11 protein-coding genes are annotated in these 13,300 nt (G+C 72.9%); 6 read left to right on the top strand and 5 right to left on the bottom strand.

All coding sequences use genetic code 11. The features are described from left to right. Positions 1 to 473 precede the first annotated feature (473 nt). The 4 genes from ACWEO5_RS35140 (at position 474) to ACWEO5_RS35125 (ending at position 6,416) form a co-directional block, all read left to right on the top strand. A complete protein-coding gene (locus ACWEO5_RS35140) occupies positions 474 to 2,912 on the top strand; it encodes a Helicase associated domain protein (RefSeq protein ID WP_452166175.1) in 2,439 nt (812 codons plus the stop codon). 529 nt (positions 2,913 to 3,441) lie between these two features. Continuing rightward, positions 3,442 to 4,335, top strand: coding sequence for a replication-relaxation family protein (locus tag ACWEO5_RS35135; RefSeq protein ID WP_452166174.1), 894 nt, complete (start codon positions 3,442 to 3,444; stop codon positions 4,333 to 4,335). Positions 4,336 to 4,631: 296 nt separating this feature from the next. Then, positions 4,632 to 5,618 carry a replication-relaxation family protein gene (locus ACWEO5_RS35130; RefSeq protein ID WP_452166173.1) on the top strand — a complete coding sequence of 329 codons (987 nt, stop codon included), beginning with the start codon at positions 4,632 to 4,634 and terminating at the stop codon, positions 5,616 to 5,618. A gap of 342 nt (positions 5,619 to 5,960) precedes the next feature. Next, on the top strand, positions 5,961 to 6,416 hold the full coding sequence (locus tag ACWEO5_RS35125) for a hypothetical protein (RefSeq protein ID WP_452166172.1): 456 nt from the start codon (positions 5,961 to 5,963) through the stop codon (positions 6,414 to 6,416). 7 nt (positions 6,417 to 6,423) lie between these two features. Here the strand turns inward: ACWEO5_RS35125 and ACWEO5_RS35120 are convergent, their stop codons facing one another. The 3 genes from ACWEO5_RS35120 to ACWEO5_RS35110 all read right to left on the bottom strand — a co-directional run bounded on the left by ACWEO5_RS35120 (position 6,424) and on the right by ACWEO5_RS35110 (position 9,291). Then, positions 6,424 to 6,912, bottom strand: coding sequence for a hypothetical protein (locus ACWEO5_RS35120; protein ID WP_452166171.1), 489 nt, complete (start codon positions 6,910 to 6,912; stop codon positions 6,424 to 6,426). Between the two features lie 53 nt (positions 6,913 to 6,965). Continuing rightward, a complete protein-coding gene (locus ACWEO5_RS35115; RefSeq protein WP_452166170.1) occupies positions 6,966 to 7,403 on the bottom strand; it encodes a hypothetical protein in 438 nt (145 codons plus the stop codon). Between the two features lie 346 nt (positions 7,404 to 7,749). Further along, entirely contained in the window at positions 7,750 to 9,291 is a 1,542-nt protein-coding gene (locus ACWEO5_RS35110; protein WP_452166169.1) for a replication-relaxation family protein, read from the bottom strand. Positions 9,292 to 9,772: 481 nt separating this feature from the next. On the opposite strand from ACWEO5_RS35110, the gene ACWEO5_RS35105 reads away from it, so the two are divergent. Continuing rightward, positions 9,773 to 10,267: a hypothetical protein gene (locus tag ACWEO5_RS35105; protein WP_452166168.1), complete on the top strand. Its 495-nt coding sequence runs from the start codon at positions 9,773 to 9,775 to the stop codon at positions 10,265 to 10,267. A gap of 1 nt (position 10,268) precedes the next feature. Here the strand turns inward: ACWEO5_RS35105 and ACWEO5_RS35100 are convergent, their stop codons facing one another. Both ACWEO5_RS35100 and ACWEO5_RS35095 read right to left on the bottom strand, forming a co-directional pair. Next, positions 10,269 to 10,601 carry a hypothetical protein gene (locus ACWEO5_RS35100; RefSeq protein ID WP_452166167.1) on the bottom strand — a complete coding sequence of 111 codons (333 nt, stop codon included), beginning with the start codon at positions 10,599 to 10,601 and terminating at the stop codon, positions 10,269 to 10,271. Between the two features lie 154 nt (positions 10,602 to 10,755). Beyond that, positions 10,756 to 12,027, bottom strand: coding sequence for a hypothetical protein (locus ACWEO5_RS35095; protein WP_452166166.1), 1,272 nt, complete (start codon positions 12,025 to 12,027; stop codon positions 10,756 to 10,758). 841 nt (positions 12,028 to 12,868) lie between these two features. Here ACWEO5_RS35095 and ACWEO5_RS35090 point away from each other — a divergent pair. Next, entirely contained in the window at positions 12,869 to 13,165 is a 297-nt protein-coding gene (locus tag ACWEO5_RS35090) for a hypothetical protein (RefSeq protein ID WP_452166165.1), read from the top strand. Positions 13,166 to 13,300: the final 135 nt, after the last annotated feature.

The following is a 13,300-nucleotide window of genomic DNA, read 5'->3' as shown; positions in this document are numbered from 1 at the left end:
ATTCCGCAAGCGGAATTCTAAAAGCGGTCGGAAAACCCGCTTCGCGGGTTTTCCTGGATTCCCGCAAGCGGGAATCCGATCGGCTGGCTACGGGGAGGGTGCATCATGTGCGGCACTGTGTAGGCCCAGGATTCTCGCTCCATGCCCGGGTTCGGACGACCCGTCGGCTCACGCCCCGTCACGGCCGGCACCCCCGGTGCGTCCAGTGGACTCCGCTTCGCTCCGCCCACCCTGACCCTCCGTCACTTCCGCTCCAGAAATCGCAGCCACGGAAGGAGTGTACCACCATGCGGAGCGTTCCAACTCCGGATTCGGCGTGCATCAACTTTGGCTTGAAACTTCCGCCAAGTAGTGTGCATCAGGATGATGCACTGTGTAGAGTCATGGCTGTAGGAGCACCCCCGGTGTTCGGCTCCTCCCCGGGCTTCGCGCGATCAAGAATTCCCCACTCGTATTCACGGGAAGGATGGCCAATGCCCATCGAGTTGCGCGACCATCAGATCGAGGCGGTTGACGCGATCATTCGTGCGCTGGACATCCCGCCGGGCGGGTCGATTCCCTGGAACGGTTTGCGGACGCAGATCCACGCGGCGTGCGGAACCGGGAAGACGTACATCTGCGCGGCGGCGGCGCTGCGGATGGTGCCGCGCGGGCGGACGCTGGTGCTGGTGCCGACGCTGGCGCTGCTGGCCCAGACGATCCGGTCGTGGCGGGAGGTCGGGCACACGGGGCCGGCCGTGGCGGTGTGCTCGATGGAGGACGACCCCGAGCTGTGGTCGATGGACGTGCGGTGCACGACGAACCCGATCCGGTTGGCGATGTGGCACGGCAGCGGGCCGGTGACGATGTTCGCCACCTACAGCTCGCTCGGGGTGCTGGTGGACGCCTTCCAAGGGGCCTACGGGCAGCAGTTGGAGCCGCTGGACCTGGCGGTGGTGGACGAGGCGCACCGCACCAGCGGCAGCCTGGGCAAGAAGTGGGCGCGGATCCACGACCAGGAGTGCATCCCGGCGGCCAGGAGGTTGTACGCGACGGCGACTCCGCGGGTGTGGCAGGAGCGGCCGGCCCCGGCGTGGGACCTGTCCGGGCAGCGGTACGAGCGGATGCCGGAGGAGCTGGCGGCGTCCATGGACGATCCAGAGATCTTCGGCACCGTCTCGTGGCGGCTCCCGCTGAGCGAGGCGGTCAAGCGGGGTCTGCTGGCGCGCTACCAGATCATCGTGGTGGAGCTGACGGACCCGGTGGTCACCCCGGAACGGCTGATGAGCCCGGAGAAGCGCTCGGAGGAGGTCCGCGGGCAGCGGCTGGGGGCGCTGCAGGCCGCGATGCTGCGGACGATGGCGGACCACGGGCTGCGGTCGATGATCACCTTCCACCACCGCACGATCGAGGCGAACGCCTTCGCCGAGGGCCTGCCGGCGATGGCGGCCCAGCTGCACGAGGCGGACCCCGAGCGCTACCCGGAGCGGATCTGGGCGGGCTGGTTGAAGGGCGAGCACGCCGGTGAGCGGCGCGAGCGGACGGTGGGAGAGTTCGGGCGCAGCGCGTTGTGGTCGGTGCTGTGCAACTGCCGGGTGCTGGGTGAGGGGGTGGACATCCGGGCGGTGGACTCGGTGGCGCTGCTGGACCCGAAGGGGGCGCCGCACGACATCGTGCAGGCGATCGGGCGGGCGCTGCGGCAGAAGCCGAATCAAGGGAAGTTGGCGTCGTTGATCGTGCCGGTCTTTTTGAAAGCAGGGGAGGCCCCGGAGGACATGTTCACTTCCGCGAGTTACCGGCCTTTGGTGAATGTGTTGCAGGCGCTTCGGGCCCACGACGAAGAGGCCGTGGAATTGCTGGCGATTCCGCAGGTAGAGCAGAAGAGGGACGTGGAGCCGTCGGTGGAGATCGGCTCCGCGCCGCAGGACGGCGAGAAGGAAAGCCGCATGATTTTGCGGTTCTCGGCTCCGCGTGACCCGGTGATGGTCGCGCAGTGGGTCAGCTTCAACGTGATCGACACCGAGCGGCAGGACTGGGCGCGGGGGTGGGGCGCGGCGGAGCGGTTCTACCTCCGGGAGGGGCACCTGCGGGTGCCGTTCGACCACCGCGAGGAGACGCGGACGGGGCTGGACCCGCATCAGCGGTACCCGCTGGGATCGTGGGTGAGCGAACAGCGCAAGGCGTACGCGGCCGGGCAGATGACGGGCAAGCGCATCGAGCGGCTGGAGTCGATCGGGATGGTGTGGGATCCGCTGGACGCGGCGTGGGAGGAGAACCTGGCCGCCGCGCGGGAGTACTACCGGCAGCACCGGACGCTGGCCGCGCCGAGGACGGCCACCGCGCTGGACAAGCCGGTGGGCCAGTGGCTGTCCAACCAGCGCCGTCCCGGCGCGCTGGCCGAGCGGCCGGAGCGGGCGGAGGCGCTGGCGGAGATCGACCCGGACTGGAACCCGGCGTGGCCGATGGAGTGGCAGCGGCACTACGCGGCGGTGGCCGAGTGCGTCGATGGCGGGGCGGGCCTGGCGGACCTGCTGCCCGGGGTGACGATCCACGGCCTGGACGTGGGCCGGTGGCTGGAGCAGCAGCGCCAGCACGTGGTGTGGCGCGGGCTGATGGACGGTCAGCGCGAGCGCCTGGCCGCGCTCGGCGTCGAGCCGCTTCCGGCCCCGGCCGGACAGGAGAAGGCCGCGGTGAAGAAGGCCGGCGGGAAGGTGAGCGCATTCGACCGGGGCCTGGCGGCGCTCGCCCAGTACCGGGAGCGGACCGGGTCGGTGACCGTAGCGCGCGGCCACGTCGAGGAGATCCCCGACGGCGAGGGCGGCAGCGTCGAGGTGAAGTTGGGGGTGTGGATCTCCAACACCAAGACCCGCCGGGCCAAGCTGACCGGCGCTCAGCTCGACCAGCTCGCCGCGCTCGGCCTCGACTGGCGCTGACCCGCCCGGCCCGCCGTGCCCGCTGGAGCGCTCTAAGGCGTCTGTGACCGCTCTGCCCGTCGTGTTCGAGGAACGCGGCGGGCGGAGCCGTCTTCGCCCCTTCAGCGGCCCTCCAGGGCCGCCCGCGCCCCGCGCCCCCACCACGCGCGGCCGGCACCAGCCGGACGCAGAAGAAAAAGGGCCCGCCGCAGGCGTCGAACCCTACCGACCAACGACAACTGCCACTACAACTACAAAGACAAAGAAGAAGGAAGGAAGGGTTGTCGGGCCGGTGAGTTCCGCCTTGACGCCTTCTAACCAGCCGCTCTGACCTGCGGATTCGCCCGGTTTTCGGGCGCGGCGGGCGGGAGGGGCGGCCGCTGGTTGGCGCACCGGTTCTCACCACCGGTTGCCGGACCGGTGAGAACACCCGTTGTCGGATCGTTGCCGCCGGGGCCTTCCCTGGTGAGAAATCCGGTGAGAACCGCGGGCTTCCATGCGGTGCCCGCTGCCACCAGGGCGGCGGGCACCGACGTTGAAGGAGCCCTCGATGGCGATGCCGCCCGAGATCGACCACGCCGTGGTCGCCGCGCTGTACCAGTTCCGGATGGCCACCGCCGAGCAGCTGCGCGTCCTGCACACCCCGGACGCCGGACCGGAGCAGATGCGGCGGCGCCTTCGCCGGCTGCACGAGGAGGGCCTGGTCGACAGCGTCGTCCTCCCGCAGGCCGGGAAGCTGCGGGCATGGTTCCTGACCGAGCACGCCGTGCGGATCGCCGCGACCTTCCCCGAGCTGGAGGGCGTGGCCTCCCCTCCGCTGCCCGAGGACAAGAGCGCGGCGCGGCTGCGCCTGGGCCACGTCCTGGCCGTGGTGCGCACCCACGTCGCCTTCGTGGCCGGTGCCCGCGCGCAGGGGGACGAGTGCGCGCCGCTGGACTTCCTGCCCGAGGTCTACCACCGCTTCGGCGAGGGCCCGGGCGGGGCGGTGATCCCCGACGGCCTGCTGCACTACTCGAAGAAGGGGCCGAACCGGAAGCTGTACCGGGCGTTCGTCGAGGTCGACCGCGGCACCATGTCCAGCGAGAAGCTCGCCGCCAAGCTGATTGCCTACGCCCGCTTCCACGAGCACCACCCGATCCCGCCCCACCTGCGGCGCACCTCGCACTCGCAGAGCGTGCTGCCGGCCTGGCAGCAGCGCTACCCCGTCTTCCCGCGGCTGTTGTTCGTCCTGGCCGACACCGGCGAGCAGGCCGCCCGTCGCCGTCTGCGCGACCTGCAGGCCATCGCCGACGCCCACCCGATGGTCTCCCACATGCTGACGCTGCTGGGCGTGAAGGCCGGCGCGGCCCGCCTGGCCGACCTGGAGCAGCACGGCGTCAACGCCGCGGTGTGGGACTCCATCGGCTACCCCGCGCAGGCCCGGTCCGGGGCCTGGGAGCTGTAGTCCTGCCCGGCGGCCCGCCCAGCGGGGCCGACCCTGACCGTTGAGGCAGCATCAAGGCGCCCGGCCTCGGCGCCAAGGCATCCGTCGAGGTGGCCGGGCCCTTCTCCAAGGTTGGAGGCCGGCCATCAAGGAGTCCACCAAGGTTGGTGAACACCTTGACGCCCCACCTTGGTTGGGGCCGTTACGTGATCGTTGCCGCGAGGGGGTGGATCGCCAAGGGATCCGCCAAGGTGTGCGGGGTTCCCTTCGGCGACCGCGCGGAGCACCCGAGCCCGCGCCCGTCGAAGGGCACCGTGATGACCGGCACGACGAGCACGACCAGGGCGACCAGGCGCAGGGCGCGGACCGGGGCGGAGCCGGACAGCGAGGCGCGGGAGGTCGAGATCTCCTGGGCGGTGCTCGCCTCCCTGTTTCAGTTCCGGATCGCCACCGCCGAGCAGCTGCGGCAGCTGCTCGCCCCGGACCGGAGCATCGAGAAAATGCGCGGCCGGCTGCGGCGGCTGCGGGAGGAGGGGCTGGTGGCGGAGCTGGTGCTGCCGCAGTCCGGCCGGGCGAAGGGCTGGTTCCTGACCGAGCACGGCGCCCGGATCGCCGCGGCGTTCCCCGAGCTGGCCGAGGTGCCGGCGCCGCGGATGCCGGGGGATGCGACGGCGTTCAAGTACACGCTGTGGCACCAGCTGGCGGTGGTGAGCACGCACCTGGCGTTCTTGGCCGATGCCCGGGCGCGCGGGGACGGGTACGGGCCGTTCGACTTCATCCCGGAGGTCACCCACCGCTTCGCCGAGGGCCGGGACGGCTCGGTGCGCCCGGACGGGCTGCTGTTCTACGGCGTCGGCGAACCGGACGGCGGGGTGGTGCGGCTGCGGGCGTTCGTGGAGGTCGACCGCGGCACGATGGGCGCCGAGCGGCTGGCGTCGAAGCTGAACACTTACGCCCGCTACTGGTCGACGAAGACGCTCCCGGCCGGGATTCGCGCGGGCACCATCGCGGCCGAGCAGGACGGCCGGGTGCCGCTGTGGGAGCGCCGGTACGTGCGCTTCCCGCGGCTGCTGTTCGTCCTCACCGGCACCGGCCGGGTCGGCTTCGACAACCGGGTCGACGAACTCCAGCTGCACGCCCAGGACCGGCACGTCGCCAAGATGCTCGCTGCTGTTCCGGCCGCCGCCGCCAGCCTGGAGGACCTCCAGCAGTACGGGCCGAGCGGGCAGGTCTGGTACCCGCTGGCGGACCGCCAGGCCGAGCCGGTCGGCTTCGACGAGCTCACCCTGCCCGGCGCCGGCTGATCGCGCACCGTGCGCACCTTGATGGCCGCCCCGGGGCTTCGGTGCGGCCATCAAGGTGTCCGGCACCGCTCACCAATGCTTTGACCTGTGGCGTTATTTCTCCGTGATCCGGCCTCCAAGGTTCCCGTCGATACCTTGGAAGACCATCAAGGTGTCCATCCCAGGGCTTGGGGCGGGCATCAAGGTGCCCCGTGCCATCCGGTGCGGCCATCAAGGTGCCGACGCGCCGCGGGCAGGAGCGCCCGATCGGGTGGGTTGGACCGTAGCCGTCCCGAGGGCCGTACCGGGCCGCTACGGTGCTGGTGGACTGGCCGGGTCCGGGCGGGCAAGGGGAGGATCGTCGTGGGGCGTCAGAAGCCGGGTAGGGAGCGTCGGCAGCAGCCCGGGGCGGAGCACAAGCACCCCGGCTGGGGCCTGGAGGCGATCCCGCAGCCGGGCGGCTGGCAGGCCGACAGCCGGCTGTTCGAGGAGGTCACCGGGGCGGCCTTCGCGGCCTGCCTCTCCTGCCAGGACGTCGCGCTGACGCTGCTGGTCGAGGACCCGGTGACCACGGCCCGGCTGGTGGAGCTGGCGTGCGGGGCGATCATCGAGCTGGTGGGCGACATGCCGCCGGAGCTGACCGACCCGGGCGCGCCCGGCGCTGCCAGTGCGGAGTTCCGCCGCCTGGCCCGCGCCGGCCTGGGCGCGAGCACCGACGGCATGTACCGCGAGTGCGAGCTGATGACCACCGCCGAGCGGCGCGCGGCCGCAAACACCGCCCTCGACACCCTCGTCGGCTACCGCGCGGCCCGCCCCTAACCCGGAGTCAGTCCTCGTCGTCGATGCCCAGGGCCAGGGCCACCCGGCGCCGGGTGCGGGCGGCGATCACTTCTTGCGCGCACTCCCGGACGGTGGGCACCACCGGGCCCGGCCGGGTCGCGTCCAGGTGCCGGCGCAGGACGTCTTCGGCGAGGGCCTGGATCTCGGCGTAGCTCTCCTGGTCGGCTTCGAGGAGGTCGGCGCACTCCTGGGCGCCGAGGCCGGGCGGGGGCTGGACGGCGCGCACCGCCAGCCGCTTGGCGACCTGCAGCAGGTCCAGGGCACCGCCGATGCCGTCCATCGGAAGGTCGGCGACCCACGCGCCGGTGAGGCCGGCGGCGTCGGCTCCTCCCGCGAGAGTGGCCGCGAGCAGGACGACGACCTGGCGCTGCTGCCCGGTGTCGGGCCAGGAACGGATACAGGCCAGCTCGTCGGCGGCGGACAGGCAGTACTCCCACGTCGTACGCGGCTGCGTCAGCTCTCGGCTCTCGGTCACCCCGGCACGCTACCGCGCCCTCCGCCGCGGCCGCGGGCGGATCGGGCGGGCCGTCAGGTTCCGGGCGGGGCCTGGTCCTCGGCGGCGCGCATCTGGGCGAGGAGGTCCGGGAGGTCGTCCGGGGTGAAAGAGGGCTCGCTGTACATGACGCAGGCCGCCACGACCCGGGCCAGGGCGTCGACCGCGGTGCCGGTGGCGGTGGCGGACCACATGCGCAGGCTCTCGCCCAACAGCGCCGCGTACCGGGCACCCGGATCGGCGCGCATCCGGTCGGAGGCCGCGAGGAGTTGCTCGGGGCCCAGGCCGTCGTGGATCCCGAAGGCGGCCACGACGACCGCCTGGACGATCGCGTCGCCGTAGTCGGCGAGCACCTCGGCCAGCGGCCGCTCGCCGGGCCCGTCGACGCGCAGCGCCGCCCTGCCGGCCTCGTCGTCCAGGAGCACGGCCTCCATGTAGGCGATGCACCTCCGCCGCTCGCTCGATGTCAGCACCGCGCCAGGCTACCGAGAGCAGCGCGGCCCCAGCGGGCCGGCCACTGCTCCGCCGCGGCATCGGCCGTGCTGCGATCCGGGATCGCAGCGCTGTGACCTGGGCCGGTGAGTTTCGGCGACCGGAAACTCACCGGTTGTCGCAGCGAACTCACCGGCCTGCGACTGCGAAACTCACCGGGTGGTCGCAGCTGGCTGCAACACGGGTCGCAGTCGCAGCCGGCTGCCCGTCGCAGGCCTGCGCCGCTGTCGCACCGCACCGGCTCTGAGCTGCGATGGAAAGGTTGCGGCAGGCGAAACTCACCGGGCCGATGCCGAACTCACCGGCCCCGGGGCGGCGGCAGGCCGGTCAGCTTCGGCGCCACCAGGCACGGCCGCGCCCTGCCTCAGCGGCCGCGGCTTCGACGGCGCGCTGCTGCTCGGCCGCCTCGGCGGCTTCGCGGAGCTCGCGCTGTTCGGCGTCGGCCTGACGGCAGGACCCGCACAGCCCGTCGTCCCAGAACGTCCGCTCCCTCTCCGCCCACCGCGCGTCGGTGAACTTCGCGGCGCAGCGGGTGCAGGCCGGACGGCCGGCTTCGCGCTCGGCGATCTGCTGTTCGCGGCGAGCCTGCTCGGCGGCCGCGCGCTGGGCGGCGAGGAGCTGGTCGCCGTCGGGGTTGTCGAGCGCCTGGGTGAGGGTGTGCCAGCCGGGTCGGCCGAAGCGGCGCCACACCGCGGCGTCGGCGCCGCGGGCACGCAGCAGCGCCAAGGTGGTGGCGACGACCGGCAGGGCGCGGTGGTAGTCGCGGGCGGTGACACCGTCGCCCCAGTACGGCTGCGGGGACCAGAGTGCCTCGGTGGCGGCTTCGACGCGGCGGCCGCGGGCCATGAGCCGCTGGTGGTCGCGCCGGTCCTGCTCGCGCTTGTCCTCCTCGGTGGGCGGCTTGCTGCCGGGCCGGGGGCGCTTGCGGCCGGGGACCAAGACCAGGGCGACCGCAGGCAGGCCCTCGCGGCCGGTGTCCAGGTAGCGGGCGCGCCACAGCCGCAGCTCGTGGGTGCGCGCTCCCCGGGCGCGCAGCGATTCGGCGAGCTTCGCCTTCGGGACGCCCTTGGCGGGCAGCTCGCACCAGGCGCGGTAGCCGGTGAGCTTGTCGGCGAGGGCACCGGCGCTCTCGTTCTCGCGGTCGACCTCGACCAGGAGCAGCGGGACGTCGGCGCCGGGGTCGCGCAGCACCAGGTCGGTGAACAGCGTGCGGCGGCCGGGGACGGCGTGTTCGACCTCGGTGGTGAACGCCTCCAGGTGCCCGATCCCCGACTTCGCGAGGAGGCCGGCGGTGGCGGCGACGTCCAGGGCGTGCTCGGAGTAGGAGGTGCCTTGGCCATCCTTCTCGGGGCGCAGCGCGGAGATCCGGGTACCCGTCGGGAGGAGGCCTTTGGCTTCGCGGTGGCCGGCGCGGGTCAGGCACCAAAGCTTGCGGCCGTCGGGCAGGCGCAGCTCCTCGCGGATCCGTCCGGCGGCTTCGAGGTCGACCAGGGCCTGGCGGGTGGCCTTGTCCGCCTTCTGGTGGGGCAGGACCAGGTGCCACAGCTCCCGGGCGGTGGCCCGCTGGAGGAGGGCGAGGGCGATCAGGACTCCGCGCCGCACCGGTGCGGTCGACTTGGCCCGCCACCGGTCCCCGCTGTCTTCGACAGCAGGGACCAAAGGGTTGTCGCCGGGCCGTGACCCCCTTCTCCGGGGTGCCTGAGCTGCGGAAACGCCGTCTTCGGCAGCAGGGGGCGTGGAGTGGCCGGTGGAGGTGGCGGTGGAGTGGTCGGCGGGGGTGTTGCCCAGGCCGGACGACACCGGCAACTCGGGCTGCTCGGCCTGGCCGTCGTCGTCGGGGACGGGGGCGGCGGGTGGGGTGGTGGACATCGAGGTGGCCTTCCGTCAGATAGCAGGCCGGGCGGGCGCGGTGGCCGGCCCGGCATCCGGGCGCTCGCCCGGATGCGGCCGACCCTGCACATCACCCCCTTGTCCGGCGTCTAGCCAACCCCCTTGTCCAGTCCGGTTGTCCCGCCCGATTTGCCCCGGTCAAGGGCCTTGTCCTCCCGGTATGTCCGTGACCGACACCACAACCGGCCGCGGACCGACCCGGCGCGGGACGAGCTCCGGCACGGCCGGGCGCGGGTGCGGCGGGCGGCTTGTCCAGGGGAAACGCGCCGATGTCCAGGAGAAATGCACCGGCCGTCGGCTCCGCCGGCCTTCCGCGCGGCCTGTCCACCGGGCGGCAGGGCGTGCTGCTGGCGCTGTCCACCGCCCGCAGGGCGCAGCGGGGTTCCGGGCACCGGCCCCCTGTCCGGAAGGTTGCCCCGCCCGGCCGTGACCGGCGGCGGCCGCGGCCGGTTGAGCACGGGTGAACACCACCACCAGCACGCTCGACCTGATCCTGTTCGGCGGCGAGCCGGAAGACGACGGCCCCGACTACGACGGCCTGAACGGCCCGGAGCGTGAGGCGATCGCCGAGGCCGCCGGGACGGGCGTGCGCGCCGCGGCCTGGATCCGGACGCTGGCCGAGCGCCAAGACGACGAGGACAACCGCCGTTGCCTGGAACGGTACGCGCGGGCCGTCGAGCGGATCCTGTCCCGGGAGATCGTGCTCGACCGCGACGGGCCGCTGGAAGGCGAGCTCCTCTACGAGCTCGACGTAGCCGCCTTCACCCAGGAGCGGCCCGGCACCGGGACGATGGACCTGCGGCCAGCCGAGCGGGTCGCGCTGGCCGCGATCGGCGCCGCCACCGCCTCCGCACCCGGCACCGTGCTGGGCGACCTCGCCGCCGACCTTCCCCGGGTCGGCCAGCTCATCGACCACGCCCTGGCCGTCGGCCAGGTGCCAGACGACGAGGTGTAAGTCAGCGCCCCTGTTCGGGGTTGGTGCCGGGTTCGAAGACAACCGCGCCGGGTGCGTGGTGGTCGCGGAAGCCCTCGACCACGCGGGTGCCGCGCGGGCCGAGCTCGGCGTAGGCGATCAGGCCGGGCCAGTCGGCGGCGTCGACCAGGGAGCGGCAGGTCGGGCAGGCGTAGAAGCGGTCGCCGGAGATCCACTCCATGCCGTCGAAGTCGAGGGTGAACTCGACGGTGCGGAAGAAAACCACCGCGCCGGGCCGCGAGCAGAAGTCGCACGCCGGAACGTCCGGCCGCGGGCCGAAGTCGTGGACAGGAGCGGAGGAGTCGCTGCTCGGCATGGCCGCCATCCTAGGCACCGCGCCCCGGCCGGGCGGCACGGACGGGGCAGATCTGCTCCACGGTGTACCGCCTGTCCCACTTCCGGCTCGCCTCCGCACGGGCAAGGGCGAGCGGACGGCGGCGGGGGGCCGCGAGAACCTGGTCGAGCACCCGTCAGAGGTTGTGGACGTGGGCCTGGTGGATGATGCGGGCGGCCTGCTCGGGGGTGTCATGCAAGGCGGCCTGCTGGGTGGCGGCATCGCCGAGGAAGTAGCCCTCGTACACGGCCACCCAGCCGTCGCCGCCGTCCAGACCGCGCTCGACCCAGCCGACCTGGTAGCCCTCGCCGAGGACGACCAGGACGTCGGGCTGCACCGTCCACCCGGCCAGCTGCCAGTTGTAGCCGAAGGTCCGCTCCTCGAGCGGGATGCTGACGTCCATGTCCCGGGGCAGGCCGCGCAGCCGCGGGTCGCGCGGCACGCTCACCGTCGCGGCCGGCTCCTCCATCTCCACCGCAGGCGCGGTCGACGGGGCGGCAGCCGGGGCGAGCGCTGCGCGGGTGCCAGAGCCCTGCTGGGCCAGGCGCTGGTCGACCAGCGAGCGCAGCCGCTCCCCGGTCTGGGCGGGGGCCGCCCGGCCGATGCCAGAAGCGGCCGGTGTTTCTCCCCGGGGCGCGGCAGGGCTCGGCACCGGGCCCGCGGGCCGGGCGCGCGTTTCACCCCGGGGAGCAACGCCGGGCGTGCGGGTGCCTTGAGCGCCTTCCGGACCGGCGGCGAGGGACACGGTTTCCCCCCGGGGCGATTCGACGGGCACCGCCAGGCCGGAGTCGGCGGGGCGTGTGCCGCTCTCGTTCGGGGCAGTCGCGGCGAGCAGCTCGGCGCCGACGGCTGCGGCGATCCGCTCCACGTCCGCGGTTTCACCCCGGGGCGCAACGCCGGGGGTGGCCGCCTGCCCGGCCGGGGCCGACGGGGCGAGGGGGTGGCTCTCCAGCAGGTGGCCGACGAGCTCGCGGTGGCGGGCGGAGAGCACGTACGCGGCGGCGCGCATGTCCGCTCCGGCACTGCGCAGCAGGTCGGGGTCGGTGTTGCGGGCGGCCCGGTCGAGCTGGAGCAGGAAGAGCCTGGTCTGCCGGTGGAGCTCGGCGGCGGCTTCGAGTAGCTGCGCCTGCTGCTCGTCGAGCGGGAAGTCCGGCGGCGGCAGGACGTCCTCGGTGCGCGCACCCGTTTCTCCCCGGGGGGATTCGGCGGCGGCCGCGGCCTCGGCGAGGGCCTGCCGGCGCTCTTTCTCCCGCTGCCGGTCGGCCTTCGACGAGCACGGCTTCGAGCAGTACTTCGGGCGCCGACCCGTGCCCTTGCGCTCCGGCATCTCGCCGCCGCACACCTCGCACGTAGGCGCGCCGAACAGCATCGGCTCCAACACCGTGTTATCCCCCGGGGAGAAACTCATGGTCGGGATGCTAGCCCGCGCCCCTCGCTCGTTTCTCCCCGGGGCGCAACAAGGGCCGTGCAGCGCTCGCTGCGCATGCGCAGACCCACGCCTCGGTGTCGTCCATGCAGCGTGCTGCACCGCAGCGCGCTGCACCACCGTTCGGCCAGCGCTGCGCAGCAGTCTGCAGCGCCGTCGGTCCCGGCGCTGCACCAGGCGCTGGTCGTGGTCCCGCTGCGCAGCGCGGACCAGGCACCAGGGCGGCGCCTGAGTGCAGCGCCGCGGCCTCGGCCTGGGTGCAGCGCCACGGGTGCAGCGCGCCGAACCGGCAGGGCCGGGTGCAGCAAGGCTGCCCTTGCTGCACCCGCGGTCGGCTATGGTGCTGCGCAACGGCCCGATCGGCTTCCGACCCCGCCGGCCCCGAACTGTCAGCACCTTTCACAGCAGGATGTCCCAGCCCTGTCCCAGGCCAAGTCGCACCGCTGCCACCAGGGGAAACAGCCTGGGACTGTCCCAGCAAAACGGACTAACCGGACCTGCTGGGACGGTGGTGGGACAGTGCTGGGACGCCCCTTGTCCCACCTCTCTCCGTCCCGAGAGACAGGTGGACACAGGTAGACACAGATGAGGCCGGAGAACCCTCCTACCAGGCAAAACAGGGGTATCGGGAGATAGACAAAACAGATCTATCTGGCAAATGGTGTGCACGGAGACAGATCACGGCCGATCTGCGTTCACCCCTAAATGATCTATCTCCGCCGTCCCGGCACCTGTCTCCCGGAACCAGGTCAGTCGTACGGGCGGCCGCCCGGGCTACCCCTCCGGCCGTGACCTCGGCACCCAGGCCGGTGTTGATCGGAAGGTGAGCTCCTCTTCCACCGCCCGGCCACTGGGCCTCGGCGCAGGTCTGACCGCCTTGATCCCCAATCCGGGCAGCAGCGGCAGCCCGGACCACCCAGTCCTCAGCACCGCCGGCGGCCGGGCCGCCGCCCGGCTGCTGCAGCTGCGCACCGTCGAGGTTCCGGTGCCGGTGGCCGCGGCCGCCGCCGAGCTCGTCGGGCTGCTGCTCGACGACGAGGACCCGGTCACCCGCCAGGCCGCGGCCGCGGTGCTGGAGCAGCTGAACGCCGCCGCCCGGCTCGCTGGAGTCGACCTGTAGCAGCACGTCGGCGGCAATCCAGGCCGTGCGCTGAAGGGCCCGCGCCGCGGAGGTAAGAAATTCTTACCTCGGCACAGGACGTTCGAGGCGATGTCGGGACCGTTGTGCGGTCGCCCCAGTCCCTGGATGTGCGCG

The organism is Kitasatospora sp. NPDC004272, from assembly GCF_053603035.1.
This window is presented reverse-complemented; position numbering and strand designations above follow the sequence as displayed.